Genomic DNA, 12,997 nt, shown 5'->3' with positions numbered 1-12,997 from the left:
GCCGAAGGTCCGCTTGCAAGCCCGGCAAAGGTAGCGCTGCATCCCCCGGGCCTTGCCGTTGGCCACTGCCCCGGGAGACCGAAGCCCTGCGCTCGGCGGTCGAAGGCCTGTCCGAGATCGTCCACCAGATCCGCCTGCTGCTGGAAGCCCGCACCCTGTGCCCCTATGGAGACCGGCGCGATGCCTGATCCGGCTCTCAGCCAGGCGCTGAAGGAGGCGTTTGCATCAGCCCCCAGCGGCACGGTGATCCTGGATACATTGGAAATCTGGCACCCCAGTTTCACCACGCCGATCCGGGTGGTGCGCGACCATGCCGATCTCACCGCCCGGCTGGAGGCCGGTGCGCCCCGCGACGGCGGCAAGCAGGTGACCTTCGCCGCACTCGCCTTCGAGTTCTCGCCGCCGCCGGTGGATACCGCTCCGGTGCCGGAAATCACCGTCACCCTCGACAATGTCGGCAGCGACATCACCGATGCCCTTGAGGGCGCCGCCATCAGCCAGCAGGTGATTGAGATCACCTGGCGGCCCTATCTCTCCACCGATCTCAACGGCCCCCATATGGACCCGCCCATCACCATGACCCTGACCGATGTCGAAGCCGACACCATGAGGGTTACGGGGCGCGCCCGCATGCTGGATGCGGGGAACAAATCCTTCCCGTCCATCACCTACACCGCCCGGCGCTTTCCCGGTCTGGCGCGTTAGGCGACGGCAAGGCTTTGCGACAGGGCGCGTTGCACACTGGCCCGGTCATGCGGAGTCAGTGTTCCCGCCTTCTTCAGGACCATGTCGCGATCCAAGGTGAACAGTTTGAACCGGACACGGCAGGGCACGGTCAGACCTGCCGCCGTCCATTCTTCCAATGGGACGTCGCTGGTCCAGTCGCTCTGGCGGGCGGAGGTGATCATGGCCAGGATCACCTGGTCATGGTTCCCGTTGAAGGCTGCCGACGACACCACCAGGGCCGGGCGCCGTTTCGCACCCACCTTGTCGGTGAACGGGAACGGCACCACGACGACGTCGAACGGTTCAAAGTCCACGCCAAGCCTCCTCGTCCTCGGGGCTGTTCCATTCTCCCAGCGTTCCCTGGACGGCTCGCAGGTATTCATCGCCACCGGGAACGACCTTGCGGATCGACACCCGGTCATCCTCGACGACGAAGGTGACCACGTCACCCGCCGTTAGATGAGCTGCTTCGCGGACCTTCTTGGGGATCGTCATCTGCCCTTTCGCGGTGATGCGGGCGAGTTCCATTAAGAACCTCCAATCCAAATTCCTTACCGGTAAGAATATCGGAATTTCGCCATGAACAGCAACTCATCTCAGGGGGCTTCCCGCCATTGGGCTATCGCCCTCATCGGCCTGCCGTGGTCCGTCCACGGCGGCGAGGCCGCCAATGAACGAATTGCCGTTTCCGGCGGCAGCGGGCCGGACTCGTTCAATTGCTGGGAATTCGTCCGCATGGTGCAGGCCCGCCACTTCGGCCGCCTGCTGCCCGAGATCGGCAATCCCGAAGACATGCTGGTCATGGGCCGCACCTTCCGCGACCACCCCGAGCGGCAGCGTTGGGCCAAGGTGCCCGATCCCATGGAGGGCGATTGCGTGCTGCTGCGCCGGTCGCGCCATCCCATCCATGTGGGCATCTGGCTCGATGTGGATGGTGGCGGCGTGCTGCACTGCGCCCAAGACGCGGGTGTGGTGTTCCAGCGCCCTGACGCGCTCAGCCTCAACGGCTGGGCGATCGAGGGCTTCTATCGGTTTTCGCCATGACCGCCTCCATCGTCATCGTCACCAATCCGTTCGAACCGGTGGCCACCCGCTCGGAATGTCGGTGTCTGGGTCAACAACAAGACCAACAAGAACCTCGCCCTGTTCATGGAGAACCAGTACGCGGGCGTGGCGCCGCGGGCAATCGCGCCAGGCCGCCTGACCGGCACCGAGGGTTGGCATCTGGCCTGGACCAACACCAAGTTCTACGCCCAGAACAATTTCGGGACGTACAACAAGTACGGGATGATCGGCTACAACGAGAAAACCGGCACGTTGGTCATCAATGAGAACAAGAACGGCGGCACCTCCATGCGGCTGCACGTCTATTCCAACGTCCCACCGTTCGACATTTCCGCCAGCAACCGCCGCGCCTGGTTCAACAATCTCGATGAGACCAAGCACATCTTCTACGACTGGACGGCCAATTCGGCGGGGTATGCCGAGAGCCTCTATCGCGGCATCGTCATTCCCTGCGACGACGGCAAGATCATCATCGTGCGGATGGAACCCAGCAATTACTGCATGCTGGACCGGTTCACACCGAACGGTTCCGGGGGCTACACCAAGGAAGCCACCCACACCCTGAGCACGACCACGACCTACGGCATGGAATCCGCCGACCGCAACGGCATCCGCTTCCAGATCGCCGCCATCATCGCCGTGGTGATCGTGGTGGCGATCCTCGCCTGGGCATGGTCGCGGCGGCGGGAGCAACCGGATTCCTCCGGTGTCCCGGTCGAAGCTTTCGCCCATGTGGTCGAGGAGCAGGCCCGCCAGACCGAGGCACTGCGCTCGGCAGTCGAAGGCTTGTCCGAGATCGTCCACCAGATCCGCCTGCTGCTGGAAGCCCGCACCCTGTGCCCCTATGGAGACCGGCGCGGTGCCTGATCCGGCTCTCAGCCAGGCGCTGAAGGAGGCGTTTGCATCAGCCCCGGCCGGAACGGTGATTCTCGATACGTTGGAGATCTGGCATCCAACCTTTGACGAGCCGATCCGGGTGGTCCGTGATCACGCCGACCTCACCGCCCGGCTGGAGGCCGGCGCGCCCCGCGATGGCGGCAAACGGGTGACCTTCGCCGCGCTGGCCTTCGAGTTCTCCCCGCCGCCGGTGGATACCGCTCCGGTGCCAGAAATCACCGTCACCCTCGACAATGTCGGCAGCGATATCACCGATGCCCTTGAGGGAGCCGCCATCAGCCAGCAGGTGATCGAGATCACCTGGCGGCCCTATCTCTCCACCGATCTCAACGGCCCCCATATGGACCCACCCATCACCATGACCCTGACCGAGGTCGAAGCCGACACCATGAGGGTCACGGGGCGCGCCCGCATGCTGGATGCGGGGAACAAGTCCTTCCCGTCCATCACCTATACCGCCCGGCGCTTTCCCGGTCTGGCGCGGTGATGACGGCTATGCCTCCCAGGGATTGAGGATATCGACGCCGGCCGCCGCGAAATCGGCGACGTTGCGGGTCACCACGGTAAGACGATGCTTCAGGGCGGTGGCGGCGATCAGGCTGTCGATAGCCGGTAGCGGCTGTTTGATCCGCGCGGTCAGGCGGCCCCATTCGTCGGCGACAGCGGCATCGACCGGCAGCACGCGGCTTTCGAACCAGTCGGGCAGTTCGATCTCCAGCCAGGCGATGATCCGGCCGTGCCGCCGCCCGTCCGCCAGCTTCTCGGCGCCCCGGCGGATTTCGCCCAGGGTCAGGGCGCTGATGAACAAGGCTTCCTGCGGCGCCGTCTCGAACCACTCCACCACCTGCGGCGCCGGGACGGGCCGGATCAGCTCGGACAGGGCGCAGGTATCGACCAGATAGCTCACAACTCGATGTCCCGCGACGGCGAGCGGTCGCGCTCGATATCGAGGTCCACGCCGGACAGCGGCGAAGCCCGCAGGAATTCCACCAGCGACGGCTTGCGCCCCTTCAGCCGTTCGTACTCGTCCTGGGACATCACCACCGCCGTGGTGCGGCCCCGAACGGTGATCGCCTGCGGACCTTCGGCTGCGGCGCTGCGCAGCAACTCGCTGAACCGGGCCTTGGCGTCCTGAACCTGCCACGCGTGCATGGGCGTCTCCTGACCATTCTGACCAGATGAGGATAGCGACAATGACCCGCGAATGCCAGTCGCCGGTTGGTGTCCCCCATTGGGCCATCGCCTTGATCGGTTTGCCGTGGTCCGTCCACGGCGGCGAGGCCGCCAATGAACGAATTGCCGTTTCCGGCGGCATCGGGCCGGACTCGTTCAATTGCTGGGAATTCGTCCGCATGGTACAGGCTCGCCATTTCGACCGCTTGCTGCCGGAGATCAGCAATCCCGAAGACATGCTGATCATGGGCCGCACCTTCCGCGACCACCCCGAGCGTCGGCGCTGGGCCAAGGTGCCCGATCCCATGGAAGGCGATTGCGTGCTGCTGCGCCGGTCGCGCCATCCCATCCATGTCGGCATCTGGCTCGATGTGGATGGCGGCGGCGTCCTGCATTGCGCCGAGGGCGCTGGAGTGGTGTTCCAGCGTTCGGACGCGCTCGCGCTCAACGGTTGGGCCATCGAAGGTTTCTACCGGTTCATCGGAAACCCGGCATGACAGCCTCCGTCGTCATCGTCACCAATCCGTTCGAGCCGGTGGCCAGCCGCTCGGTGCATGCGGTGGAAGCCGGGATCACGCTGGGCTGCCTGTTGCAGGCTTGCGGCATCGCCGAGGAAAGCTGGTCCGACGGGCCGGAAATCCTGATCGGCGGCATGACGGTGCCGGTCGGCATCTATGCTGTCCGGGCCATCGGCGACGGCGAGGTCGTCACCGTCATTCGCTGGCCCCAGGGTGGCGGCGGAGGAGGTGGGGGCGGCAAGAACCCCATGCGGATCGTGCTGACCATCGCGGTGATGGTGGCCGCCATCTATCTGGGCCCCATGGCGGCGGTGGCCATGGGCTATACCGCCGCCGGCAGTGCCGCCGCCATGGCCACCGCCGGTATCGCCCTGGCCGGCTCGATGCTGATCAATACGGTGATCCCGGCCCCCAAGCCCTCCATGCCGTCACTCAACTGGGGCGGCAGCGGTAGCCCCCCGGCCCCCAGCCCAACCTATTCAATCCAGGCTCAGGGCAACCAGGGCCGATTGGGCCAGCCGATTCCGGTGATCTATGGTCGCCACCTGATCTATCCCGACCTCGCCTCCGAGCCCTACCAGGATTACGTCGGCGGCGAGCAGTACCTCTACCAGCTCCACGTCGTCGGCCAGGGGGAATATGCGGTCGAGCAAATCCGCATTGAGGACACCCCCATTTCCTCCTTCGAGGAGGTCCAGACCGAGATCGTGCCGCCCGGTTCCCCGGTGACGCTGTTCGAACCGGACGTGGTCACCGCCGCCGAGATTGCTGGCCAGGAGCTGATGGCTCCCAATCTGGTGGCCTCCGGCGACGATGGCTTCGTCGGCCCGTTCACCGCCAACCCGGTGGACACCTCGGCGGGGGCGCTGGGCATCGACGTGATCATGCCGCGCGGCCTCTACTATGCTAACGATTCCGGCAGCCTCGATAGCCGCAGCGTCCAGTGGCAGGTCGAGGCGCGCGCCATCGATGCCGACGGCGAGGCCCTTGCCGGCTGGTCGATGCTGGCGACCGAATCCCACTCCGCCGCCAGCAATACCGCCATCCGCCTGTCCTTCCGCTATGCGGTGAATCCGGGCCGCTATGAGGTCCGCCTCAAGCGTCTCGACACCAAGGACACCGCCGAACGTGCCGGCCATGAAATCCGCTGGGGCGCTCTGCGTGCCTATTTGACCGGCCAGCCCGACTTCGGCGCCGTCACCCTGCTGGCGGTGAAGATGCGCGCCACCGACAACCTCTCGCAGCGCTCCTCGCGCATGATCAACGTCATCGCCACCCGCAAGCTGCCGGTGTGGTCGGCGGCGGACGGTTGGTCGGCTCCGCAGCCGACCCGTTCCATCGCCTGGGCCTTCGCCGATGCCTGCAAGGCGGAATACGGCGCGAAGCTGGCCGACAGCCGCATCGACCTCAAGACGCTGGCCACCCTGGATGCCGTTTGGGCTGCCCGTGGCGATTCCTTCGACGCGGTGTTCGACAGCAGCATGACGGTGTGGGAGGCGTTGACCCGCATCGCCCGCTGCGGCAGGGCCGTGCCCATCCAGCAGGGCGGCATCGTCCGCATCATCCGTGATGCGCCCCAGACCATGCCGGTGGCCATGTTCGGGCCGCGCAATATCGTCAAGGGCTCCTTCAAGATCAAATACGTCATGCCCGGCGATGACACCGCCGATGCGGTGACGGTGGAGTATTTCTCGTCGCGCACCTGGAAGCCCGATGAGACCACCGCCAAGCTGGCGGACAGTGCGGGCGATAACCCCGCCAAGGTCAACCTGTTCGGCTGCACCGCCAAGGACCATGCCCAGCGGGAAGGTCTCTACATCGCCGCCAACAACCGCTATCGCCGCCGCATGGTCACCTTCCGCACCGAGTTGGAGGGCATGATCCCCACCTATGGCGATCTGGTCGCCATCACCCACGACATGCCCCGCTGGGGGCATCCTCGCCATCCGTCCCCGCGCCGAGCAGGTGGAAATCACAGCCGTCGCCGAGGATGCGCGGGTGCATGTGAATTAGCCGCTTCCGTCATCACCGTTCCCACCAGCCGCCTTCGGGCGGCATTTTCATTGGAGGTTCCCCATGACCAAGGACGCTGTCGTGCCGCGTGGCATTCGCCTCAATAATCCCGGCAATATCAAGGAATCCCCCGGCGACAAGACCCAGTGGCAGGGCGAGCGCGCCACCGATGACGATCCGGTGTTCGAGGAGTTCGTCAGCCCCGAGGCCGGCATCCGTGCCCTGGCCCGCATCCTAGTCGGATATCAGCGCCGCCATGGCCTCAACACCGTGACGGGGATCATCACCCGCTGGGCGCCGGGCTGCGAGAACGACACCGGCTCCTACATCACCCATGTCGCCTCCCGCCTGGGCGTAGCGCCCGATCAGGCCATCGACCTGACCAAGGCCGAGACCATGGCCGGACTGGTCGAAGCCATCATCCGCCATGAAAACGGCCAGCAGCCCTATGCCCGCGAGGTGATCATGGCCGGAGTTGGCATGGGGCTGGGGAGCGCCTGACCATGAACCTGCTCGATCTCCTCGGCGATGCCGCAGCCATCGCCGCCAATCCCATCGCGGGGCTGGCCAAGGTGGCGCTGGACGTGGCGCCGGACATCGCCAGCCTGTTCGGCGACGATGCCGAGAAGGCCGTCGGCAAGCTGGCAGACAGCGTCCGCGCCATCACCGGCACCGACGATCCGGACAAGGCCCGCGAGATTCTGGCCGACCCCAATCTGGTGTTCCAACTTCGTACCCAAGCCCAGGCCTTCGCCCATGCCGAACGCATGCAGCAGATGACCGGGGCCATCACCACGCTGACCGCTACCCTGGCCGACCGCCAGAACGCCCGTGCCAGGGACAGCGAGTTCATCAAGGCCGGACGCAGCAATACTCGCGCCAACGTCCTGCTGGTCACGGCGGGAGCAGGCATCGTCGGCGGCATCGGCTTCATGGTGTTCGGCCACGTTGACGGCAACACCGCCGTCGGCGGCTGCATCATCTCGGTGGTGACGTTGCTGGCCGGCAAATTCGCCACCGCTTTCGATTTCGAGTTCGGTGGATCGGCCGATTCGGAGCAGACCCGCACCCTGCTGGCGCAAGCACGACCCATTGGCAAGTAGCACAATACATACTTCGCACGACGCGGCCGACCAGGGGAGAGTCCCCGGTCGGCCGCTTTTCGTGTTTATGGCCTGCTATGAGGCAGGCCAGTGGTGGGCTCCAAATGGGATCGCCATCATCCCCACCGCCACGCTTGATCCGTCCATCGCGACGGCGTCTCCTGTGGTCCCCGCGCTTCAAGGGTCCGGGTCCCCATGCCCAGAAAAGCTATATTTCGGCCGCGCTGGGGGCCTCTTCGCTCATGGTATCGACCACCCTCCGCAATTCGACCGCCAAATCGCCGTGGTGCTTGTCCAGATGTGCCGCAATTTCGGGATTGGCCAGCAGTTTGCCCATAAACCCCTTTGCCACCACCAGGGTCAGCATGGTTTCACCGTAATTATCTTGGCATGGGGGAACAGGCCCGGCAGCCAGTCACGGGGACAGGCCGCCAGCCGGTGGCGGATTTCATCCAGATCGAACTCGCCCTCATTGCCCGACGACGGGAACCAGTGCCCCAGGATGGCACCGGGTGGTGGCGGCAGGCAGGTATTGAGGTCGAACATGATGGGCCTACGACTCAGGAAGCTGCGAGAAGATCGCTGCCGGTTAAACGAAACGTCGGTTGATTGCGGCTATCGCCGGAGCGACGGGAAATGTCCCGAACCTGTCGCCGCAGCACCGTAAGCGGAATGCGGGTTGCCCGTTTGACGATGGAGAGCAGGTGGTACTGATGGATCGGGCCAAGCCGCGCCTGGACAAGCCACTCCAGGTATTCTTCAGCTCCGGGGGCCAGATTGCGGGCGGCATTCTCCAGGGCATCGAAAATGGCGGGATCGTGGCTGTACCCGGAGTCCGAACTGTTCCCTTGGCATTCCAGAATGCCGTCACGAATCATATCCGCGATCACCTGCTCAATCGCATTCGTCGTCAGACCTGTCAGGTGGCTGATCCGCAGCATGGGAAGACGATGGAATTGGCGGTCGGGCAGGTGGCTGCGCACGGCCCACCATGCCAGTCGCCGCCAGAGATCGCTGGGTTTGGCGGAGCAAGTGCATTGGTTCGTCGGAGCGGTATCGGCAATCGAGCGGGTGGTCTGCATGGTGCGGGTCTCCTAAAATAGCCAAGCCGCGCTCGGCTCGGGTGATGGCGGTATAAAGCCAGCGGCGGCGGTCCTGCTCGGTGCGGCCCAGACCGTCGTCCCAGACCACGACGTTCTCCCACTGTGATCCTTGGGCCTTGTGGCAGGTGATGGCCCAGCCGAAGGTGGCCTCGGCCAGCTTCTTTTTGCCCCGCCAATCGCGGTCATGGCGGTGGGGGTCAAGGGCGATATGATCCTCGAAATGCCCTTTATAGAGCATCAGCCGACCCGGCTTGCCGTCCTTGGCGGGCGGGCCGATGGGCGTTCCTTCCTCGTCGGTGGCGACGGCGGAGAAGTAGACGCTGCCCTCGTCGACAATGTCAGTCAGGGTCAGGAACATGCCGTTGATCAGGCCAAGATCCTTCTGGTTCTTGAGGCAGATCACCTTTTCGTTGGAGCCGGTGGGCAGAACCGATCCGCCGAAGCCTGCAGCACGGCGGAGCGCATTGTTCAATTGGAATCGGGTGGCGTTGCGGCCGCAGATTACCTGACCACCGCGCAAGCACTGCCCCGGCGTGACCTCGGCCATGCGCATCTTCCAGGCATGGTCGTCGTACTGGCCGAAGCCGATGGGGCGGCCTTCCCGCGCCAGGGTGGCCAGTCGAATGAAGGCGCTTTCGGCGGCCTGACGGTGAATCTCGGTCAACATGATGTCGGGCGCGGCCTGGGTGAAGGCGCCTTCGCCCTTGATCGGCGGCAACTGACCGGGATCGCCCAGCACCAGGATGGGGCGCTCGAAGCTCATCAGGTCGCGGGCCATCTCGTCGCCGACCATGGAAACCTCGTCCAGGACGATCAGTTTGGCACTGGCGGCCGGGCTGTCGGGATTAAGGGCGAAGCGCGGCTTCTTCATCTCGCGCAATGTCTGGCGCATGGCTTCAATGGCGGCTTCGGCGGCGGTGCGGTCGAAGTCGATCAGGGATCGGGCATCGATTTCGGCCTGGGCAATGCGCTTCTGAGCCTCCTCGATCTCATCTTCGGTGGCTTCGATCACGCTGTAGATCAGGCTGTGGATGGTGCGGGCCGGAGTGCCTTTGCGCCGCAACACCAGGGCGGCCTTGCCGGTGAAGGTGGCGGTGACCACGCCGGGCACGTCTTCGCTGTGGGGCGAAAGGCCGAGATCATCCAGGGCGAATCTCAGCACCGTGGACTTGCCGGTCCCGGCATAGCCGAACAGCAGGAACACCTGCTGCTCGTCCGTGCGGTTCTGGAACCAGTCGCGGATGGCGGCGATGGCCTGGGCTTGGGTGTCGGAGGGGGTGATGTCGGTCATTGGGCTGCCCCTCTTGAATTCTTGCTATCTCGTATCCACTTGGATACAAGTGGTGCATGAACACGATGCAGCGTACGGCCAGTTTCGATGCGTGGCTTTCCGCCCTTGCCGACAACAAGGGGAAGGCTCGCATCCTGGCGCGACTGACCGCCGCCGAGATGGGGAATTTCGGCGACTGCGAATCGGTTGGCGAAGGGGTGAGCGAGATGCGCATCCACTTCGGGCCGGGATATCGGGTGTATTTCACCCGGCGCGGCAAGGTGGTTTATCTGCTGCTTCTGGGTGGCGACAAGTCGACCCAGGCGCGGGACATCAAGCGGGCCAAGGAACTGGCCAAAATGATCGAGGAGGTTTGAGCCATGACAGAACCGGTCGCAGCCTTTGATGTCTCTGCCTATCTCGACAATAGCGAGGTGATGGCCGAATACCTGACGGCGGCCCTGGAAGACCCCGATCCGTCGATCTTCCTGGCGGCGCTGGGCCACGTCGCCAAGGCGCGGGGCATGAGCCAGGTGGCCGAGAAGGCCAAGCTGGGACGGGAAAGCCTGTACAAGGCCGTCGCCCCCGGTGCCCATCCCCGATATGAAACCATCCGCTCGGTGGTCGATGCGCTGGGGCTGAAGCTGACCATTTCCGCGTAAGGCTAGGGGGATCATCGGCACGTCCCCCAGCACCGATCCTGCCAGGAACAAGGTGAATGCCAGCCACCAGCCGTTTTGCCGCCACGGCAGACCACCGAGGTCCGTTCGGCGGCGGCACGGGGCAGCAGTTCCTGGGCGATGCTGGCCTGCACCACCTGGACGGCGCGGTCGCTCATCCGTTGGGCCAGAGGTGCATCGAACGGCACCAATTCGCAGTGAATTTCCCAGGTGTCGCGGTTCATGGCGGTGAACAGCGCCGGGGCGGGCAGATCCATGTAGGCCTGATAGAGGGCGATCTGGGCGGCATAGACTGGCTTGGACAACACCACGCCACGCTTGACCACGTCTTTCCACGACGACACGCCGAGTGCCTTGTTCTCCCACAGGGCGGGTAGTCCATGGCCACCGGCCCGCCGACCAGGCAGCCGTCGATGTGGCCCTTGAAGCGGCCGTTCAGCACCGTGAAACCGAACTGCTTTCCATCGCGGCGCTCGGTGCGCAGATCGAATCCGGCTGACCTCAGCCAGGCCGCCACCACGTCCTCGCCGCGATGCCCGGCTTCGAAGATGCGCAGGGTGGCGGGCTCGAAATCGCGGCCCTCGTCCTTGGGCGCGGCGAGATAGTCCTACTGGATCTGGCGCAGGCATTCGCGCCCCAATCCAGAGGTGCTGACGTATTGCCGCGCCACCTGTGCCCTGTTGCGGGACACAAGCGCCGCATCGATGGCGGCGTTCCCAACCATCTTGAAGGCCGAAAGCCACATGGCGCTCTATGCCCCCAATCCGGCCATTCTGGTGGAAATCCTGGTGACCGAGGGGCAAAGCGTCCAGGCACGGCGCCGTGCTGGCCCGTCTGGACAACCCCGAACTGCACTTACGCCGCCAGCAGGTCGAGCGCCGCATCGGCGTGCTGAAATACGAGCTGTCCGCCATCGGCTTCGAGGACAGCTTCCGCAACCGCACCCAGTCCATCACCCAGGAACTGGCCGGGGCCATGGCGGAAAAGGTCGCCGTCCAGGCCGAAACCGACCGACTGACCCTGGTGGCTCCCATGGCAGCCACCATCATCGACATCTCGCCCAATTTGCAGTCCGGCCAGTGGATCAATGGCCGCGAACCCATCCTGGGCTTACGCGCGGGCACAGTGCTGGAAGCCTATGTCGCCGAATCAGACCTGCCCCGCATCGCAAAAAAAATAACACGGCCCGCTTCATCCCTGAAGGCGGCGGCACGGCACTTGACGCCACCATCGCCGCCATCGACCGGGTGGCAGTCAAGGCGCTCACCGAACCATCCCTGGCCGCCCCATATGGCGGCACCATCCCCGCCCGTTTCGCCGACAAGGCCCTGGTGCCGGACGGTGCCCTTTATCGCGTCCGGCTGACCACCGATACCCCGACCGCTTTTGCCGCCCCCTTGCGCGGCCAGGTCCATATGGACGGACAGCGCCAATCCCTTATGGGCAGCGCCCTGCGATCCGCCGCTGCCGTGTTGGTCCGGGAATGGGGATTCTGATTTGAGGAGAGGAGATCGTCATGAAAAGACTGCCCTTGGCCCTGGCCATCTTGACCCTGCTGTCGCCGCTGACCGCCTTTTCTGCGGATAAGCTCGGATCAAAGCCGGACGAGGTCTATGTGTCAAACCGTGCGGCAGACCAGGAGGTGATGCGCCTGCGCCTGGGAACCAATCCATCCCCAGGTGCCACGGCCACACTGATCGAGGCAGAGGACCTGCTGCGCCGCTTCAGGCAAGCTCCCGCCAAGGAAAAACCCGGTTTGCGGTCACAGTTCAACGCCGCCGTAGCCAGGATGGAAATGGACGCTGCCACCATGAGGCAGAAGGAAGGAAAGCTGCCGGTGGATTGAAGCCAGCACGATTATATCAGGAAAGGAACTGGCCCAATCAATCAGATTACTGTGAATGCACAACGGCAGTCATATCTCCACGGTCAAACATAATGTCTCGACCATCCAACGCTGGCGGCGCAACGGGCATACAGGCGGAATTCTGTGGCTGACCGGCCTTTCTGCCTCAGGGAAGTCGACTTTGGCGATGGCGCTGGAACTGGATTTGTTCGACCGCAACTGGCAATGCGTGGTTGTCGACGGTGACAATCTGCGCCAAGGTCTTTGCGCAGATCTCGGTTTCAGTCCAGACGACCGAGCCGAGAACGTCCGTCGTGCCGGGGAGATGGCGCGGATGCTGGCCGAGAGTGGCATCATTGTCATCGTCGCTCTGGTATGCCCAGCGCCACTTGGTCGAGTGCTGCTTCAGCAAACTCAAGCAATTCCGACGCGTCGCAACCCGATATGAGAAGACGGCAGCCAACTACAGCGCCGTCGTCACTATCGCCGCCATCATCCTGTGGATGCGCTAAGTGTCCACAGCTCCTAGCTGGCGCACCACAGATCGACCATCACCCCCATCAGCCGCAGGACCTCGCGCAAGGACGGGGCATTTTCCCAGCG

At 64.4% G+C, this 12,997-nt stretch carries 21 protein-coding genes and 2 pseudogenes; 14 read left to right on the top strand and 9 right to left on the bottom strand.

The genetic code is table 11. The features are described from left to right. Nucleotides 1–180 precede the first annotated feature (180 nt). Nucleotides 181–705 carry a DUF1833 family protein gene (locus A6A05_RS17305; RefSeq protein WP_068504002.1) on the top strand — a complete coding sequence of 175 codons (525 nt, stop codon included), beginning with the start codon at nucleotides 181–183 and terminating at the stop codon, nucleotides 703–705. On the opposite strand, the gene A6A05_RS17300 is transcribed toward A6A05_RS17305, so the two are convergent. Together A6A05_RS17300 and A6A05_RS17295 are read right to left on the bottom strand one after the other, a co-directional pair. Continuing rightward, nucleotides 702–1,040, bottom strand: coding sequence for a type II toxin-antitoxin system PemK/MazF family toxin (locus A6A05_RS17300; protein WP_068503996.1), 339 nt, complete (start codon nucleotides 1,038–1,040; stop codon nucleotides 702–704). The genes A6A05_RS17305 and A6A05_RS17300 overlap by 4 nt on opposite strands. Further along, entirely contained in the window at nucleotides 1,030–1,254 is a 225-nt protein-coding gene (locus A6A05_RS17295) for an AbrB/MazE/SpoVT family DNA-binding domain-containing protein (protein ID WP_068503994.1), read from the bottom strand. Before A6A05_RS17295 ends, A6A05_RS17300 begins: the two co-directional genes overlap by 11 nt. Before the next feature lie 51 nt (nucleotides 1,255–1,305). Between A6A05_RS17295 and A6A05_RS17290 the strand changes: the two genes are divergently transcribed. The 3 genes from A6A05_RS17290 to A6A05_RS17275 all read left to right on the top strand — a co-directional run bounded on the left by A6A05_RS17290 (nucleotide 1,306) and on the right by A6A05_RS17275 (nucleotide 3,175). Then, nucleotides 1,306–1,770: an NlpC/P60 family protein gene (locus tag A6A05_RS17290; protein WP_068503992.1), complete on the top strand. Its 465-nt coding sequence runs from the start codon at nucleotides 1,306–1,308 to the stop codon at nucleotides 1,768–1,770. Nucleotides 1,771–1,875: 105 nt separating this feature from the next. Beyond that, nucleotides 1,876–2,658, top strand: coding sequence for a hypothetical protein (locus A6A05_RS21935; protein ID WP_245644348.1), 783 nt, complete (start codon nucleotides 1,876–1,878; stop codon nucleotides 2,656–2,658). Continuing rightward, nucleotides 2,651–3,175 carry a DUF1833 family protein gene (locus A6A05_RS17275; RefSeq protein WP_068504000.1) on the top strand — a complete coding sequence of 175 codons (525 nt, stop codon included), beginning with the start codon at nucleotides 2,651–2,653 and terminating at the stop codon, nucleotides 3,173–3,175. Before A6A05_RS21935 ends, A6A05_RS17275 begins: the two co-directional genes overlap by 8 nt. A 6-nt stretch (nucleotides 3,176–3,181) precedes the next feature. Here A6A05_RS17275 and A6A05_RS17270 read toward each other — a convergent pair whose 3' ends face one another. Together A6A05_RS17270 and A6A05_RS17265 are read right to left on the bottom strand one after the other, a co-directional pair. After that, nucleotides 3,182–3,595, bottom strand: coding sequence for a type II toxin-antitoxin system VapC family toxin (locus A6A05_RS17270; RefSeq protein WP_068503990.1), 414 nt, complete (start codon nucleotides 3,593–3,595; stop codon nucleotides 3,182–3,184). Further along, complete coding sequence (locus A6A05_RS17265; RefSeq protein ID WP_068490561.1) at nucleotides 3,592–3,840, bottom strand: type II toxin-antitoxin system Phd/YefM family antitoxin; 249 nt, start codon at nucleotides 3,838–3,840, stop codon at nucleotides 3,592–3,594. The genes A6A05_RS17270 and A6A05_RS17265 overlap by 4 nt, the downstream gene beginning before the upstream one ends. Before the next feature lie 41 nt (nucleotides 3,841–3,881). On the opposite strand from A6A05_RS17265, the gene A6A05_RS17260 reads away from it, so the two are divergent. Genes A6A05_RS17260 through A6A05_RS17245 form a run of 4 tightly spaced genes read left to right on the top strand, consistent with a single transcriptional unit; the run spans nucleotide 3,882 to nucleotide 7,495 of the window. Next, the gene (locus A6A05_RS17260; RefSeq protein ID WP_068503988.1) at nucleotides 3,882–4,358 is read left to right on the top strand and encodes an NlpC/P60 family protein; all 477 of its coding nucleotides are present in this window, start codon (nucleotides 3,882–3,884) and stop codon (nucleotides 4,356–4,358) included. Then, the gene (locus tag A6A05_RS17255; RefSeq protein WP_245644347.1) at nucleotides 4,355–6,499 is read left to right on the top strand and encodes a host specificity factor TipJ family phage tail protein; all 2,145 of its coding nucleotides are present in this window, start codon (nucleotides 4,355–4,357) and stop codon (nucleotides 6,497–6,499) included. The genes A6A05_RS17260 and A6A05_RS17255 overlap by 4 nt, the downstream gene beginning before the upstream one ends. After that, nucleotides 6,456–6,893 carry a structural protein gene (locus tag A6A05_RS17250; protein ID WP_068503986.1) on the top strand — a complete coding sequence of 146 codons (438 nt, stop codon included), beginning with the start codon at nucleotides 6,456–6,458 and terminating at the stop codon, nucleotides 6,891–6,893. Before A6A05_RS17255 ends, A6A05_RS17250 begins: the two co-directional genes overlap by 44 nt. Nucleotides 6,894–6,895: 2 nt before the next feature. Then, complete coding sequence (locus tag A6A05_RS17245; RefSeq protein ID WP_068503984.1) at nucleotides 6,896–7,495, top strand: hypothetical protein; 600 nt, start codon at nucleotides 6,896–6,898, stop codon at nucleotides 7,493–7,495. A gap of 208 nt (nucleotides 7,496–7,703) precedes the next feature. Here A6A05_RS17245 and A6A05_RS21040 read toward each other — a convergent pair whose 3' ends face one another. Genes A6A05_RS21040 through A6A05_RS17230 form a run of 4 tightly spaced genes read right to left on the bottom strand, consistent with a single transcriptional unit; the run spans nucleotide 7,704 to nucleotide 9,889 of the window. Beyond that, nucleotides 7,704–7,862 carry a hypothetical protein gene (locus tag A6A05_RS21040; protein WP_156521124.1) on the bottom strand — a complete coding sequence of 53 codons (159 nt, stop codon included), beginning with the start codon at nucleotides 7,860–7,862 and terminating at the stop codon, nucleotides 7,704–7,706. After that, nucleotides 7,856–8,041, bottom strand: a complete 186-nt coding sequence (locus tag A6A05_RS17240; protein ID WP_068503982.1) for a hypothetical protein — start codon at nucleotides 8,039–8,041, stop codon at nucleotides 7,856–7,858. The genes A6A05_RS21040 and A6A05_RS17240 overlap by 7 nt, the downstream gene beginning before the upstream one ends. Nucleotides 8,042–8,055: 14 nt before the next feature. Then, nucleotides 8,056–8,436, bottom strand: a complete 381-nt coding sequence (locus A6A05_RS17235; RefSeq protein ID WP_156521123.1) for a hypothetical protein — start codon at nucleotides 8,434–8,436, stop codon at nucleotides 8,056–8,058. After that, on the bottom strand, nucleotides 8,390–9,889 hold the full coding sequence (locus A6A05_RS17230) for an ATP-dependent DNA helicase (RefSeq protein WP_245644346.1): 1,500 nt from the start codon (nucleotides 9,887–9,889) through the stop codon (nucleotides 8,390–8,392). The genes A6A05_RS17235 and A6A05_RS17230 overlap by 47 nt, the downstream gene beginning before the upstream one ends. A 56-nt stretch (nucleotides 9,890–9,945) precedes the next feature. On the opposite strand from A6A05_RS17230, the gene A6A05_RS17225 reads away from it, so the two are divergent. Next, the gene (locus A6A05_RS17225; protein WP_068503978.1) at nucleotides 9,946–10,245 is read left to right on the top strand and encodes a type II toxin-antitoxin system RelE/ParE family toxin; all 300 of its coding nucleotides are present in this window, start codon (nucleotides 9,946–9,948) and stop codon (nucleotides 10,243–10,245) included. 3 nt (nucleotides 10,246–10,248) lie between these two features. After that, complete coding sequence (locus A6A05_RS17220; RefSeq protein WP_068503976.1) at nucleotides 10,249–10,530, top strand: addiction module antidote protein; 282 nt, start codon at nucleotides 10,249–10,251, stop codon at nucleotides 10,528–10,530. Nucleotides 10,531–10,541: 11 nt separating this feature from the next. Here the strand turns inward: A6A05_RS17220 and A6A05_RS21930 are convergent, their stop codons facing one another. Continuing rightward, the gene (locus A6A05_RS21930; protein WP_245644345.1) at nucleotides 10,542–10,892 is read right to left on the bottom strand and encodes a hypothetical protein; all 351 of its coding nucleotides are present in this window, start codon (nucleotides 10,890–10,892) and stop codon (nucleotides 10,542–10,544) included. Nucleotides 10,893–11,370: 478 nt separating this feature from the next. Between A6A05_RS21930 and A6A05_RS17210 the strand changes: the two genes are divergently transcribed. From A6A05_RS17210 to A6A05_RS21920, 4 genes and pseudogenes are all read left to right on the top strand, one after another. Beyond that, complete coding sequence (locus tag A6A05_RS17210; RefSeq protein ID WP_068503974.1) at nucleotides 11,371–11,913, top strand: HlyD family secretion protein; 543 nt, start codon at nucleotides 11,371–11,373, stop codon at nucleotides 11,911–11,913. A 151-nt stretch (nucleotides 11,914–12,064) separates the two neighbouring features. Then, nucleotides 12,065–12,394: a hypothetical protein gene (locus A6A05_RS17205; protein WP_068503972.1), complete on the top strand. Its 330-nt coding sequence runs from the start codon at nucleotides 12,065–12,067 to the stop codon at nucleotides 12,392–12,394. 55 nt (nucleotides 12,395–12,449) lie between these two features. Next, nucleotides 12,450–12,749 (top strand): annotated as a pseudogene (locus A6A05_RS22205) (adenylyl-sulfate kinase); the annotation flags it as partial. Between the two features lie 19 nt (nucleotides 12,750–12,768). Then, a pseudogene (locus A6A05_RS21920) lies at nucleotides 12,769–12,906 on the top strand (IS5/IS1182 family transposase); the annotation flags it as partial. Nucleotides 12,907–12,997 lie beyond the last annotated feature (91 nt).

This window comes from Magnetospirillum moscoviense (assembly GCF_001650635.1).
Lineage (GTDB): Bacteria > Pseudomonadota > Alphaproteobacteria > Rhodospirillales > Magnetospirillaceae > Magnetospirillum > Magnetospirillum moscoviense.
Note: the sequence above shows the minus strand (reverse complement) of the source record. Positions and strands in the feature narration are given on the sequence as shown.

What these genes read in the sequence shown, in the direction of transcription:
- A6A05_RS17305 (WP_068504002.1), top strand. Translation starts at nt 181, where the DNA reads ATGCCTGATCCGGCTCTCAGCCAGGCGCTGAAGGAGGCGTTTGCATCA.
- A6A05_RS17295 (WP_068503994.1), bottom strand. Translation starts at nt 1,254, where the DNA reads ATGGAACTCGCCCGCATCACCGCGAAAGGGCAGATGACGATCCCCAAG.
- A6A05_RS17290 (WP_068503992.1), top strand. Translation starts at nt 1,306, where the DNA reads ATGAACAGCAACTCATCTCAGGGGGCTTCCCGCCATTGGGCTATCGCC.
- A6A05_RS21935 (WP_245644348.1), top strand. Translation starts at nt 1,876, where the DNA reads ATGGAGAACCAGTACGCGGGCGTGGCGCCGCGGGCAATCGCGCCAGGC.
- A6A05_RS17265 (WP_068490561.1), bottom strand. Translation starts at nt 3,840, where the DNA reads ATGCACGCGTGGCAGGTTCAGGACGCCAAGGCCCGGTTCAGCGAGTTG.
- A6A05_RS17260 (WP_068503988.1), top strand. Translation starts at nt 3,882, where the DNA reads ATGACCCGCGAATGCCAGTCGCCGGTTGGTGTCCCCCATTGGGCCATC.
- A6A05_RS17255 (WP_245644347.1), top strand. Translation starts at nt 4,355, where the DNA reads ATGACAGCCTCCGTCGTCATCGTCACCAATCCGTTCGAGCCGGTGGCC.
- A6A05_RS17250 (WP_068503986.1), top strand. Translation starts at nt 6,456, where the DNA reads ATGACCAAGGACGCTGTCGTGCCGCGTGGCATTCGCCTCAATAATCCC.
- A6A05_RS17245 (WP_068503984.1), top strand. Translation starts at nt 6,896, where the DNA reads ATGAACCTGCTCGATCTCCTCGGCGATGCCGCAGCCATCGCCGCCAAT.
- A6A05_RS21040 (WP_156521124.1), bottom strand. Translation starts at nt 7,862, where the DNA reads ATGCTGACCCTGGTGGTGGCAAAGGGGTTTATGGGCAAACTGCTGGCC.
- A6A05_RS17240 (WP_068503982.1), bottom strand. Translation starts at nt 8,041, where the DNA reads ATGTTCGACCTCAATACCTGCCTGCCGCCACCACCCGGTGCCATCCTG.
- A6A05_RS17235 (WP_156521123.1), bottom strand. Translation starts at nt 8,436, where the DNA reads ATGCTGCGGATCAGCCACCTGACAGGTCTGACGACGAATGCGATTGAG.
- A6A05_RS17230 (WP_245644346.1), bottom strand. Translation starts at nt 9,889, where the DNA reads ATGACCGACATCACCCCCTCCGACACCCAAGCCCAGGCCATCGCCGCC.
- A6A05_RS17225 (WP_068503978.1), top strand. Translation starts at nt 9,946, where the DNA reads ATGAACACGATGCAGCGTACGGCCAGTTTCGATGCGTGGCTTTCCGCC.
- A6A05_RS17220 (WP_068503976.1), top strand. Translation starts at nt 10,249, where the DNA reads ATGACAGAACCGGTCGCAGCCTTTGATGTCTCTGCCTATCTCGACAAT.
- A6A05_RS17205 (WP_068503972.1), top strand. Translation starts at nt 12,065, where the DNA reads ATGAAAAGACTGCCCTTGGCCCTGGCCATCTTGACCCTGCTGTCGCCG.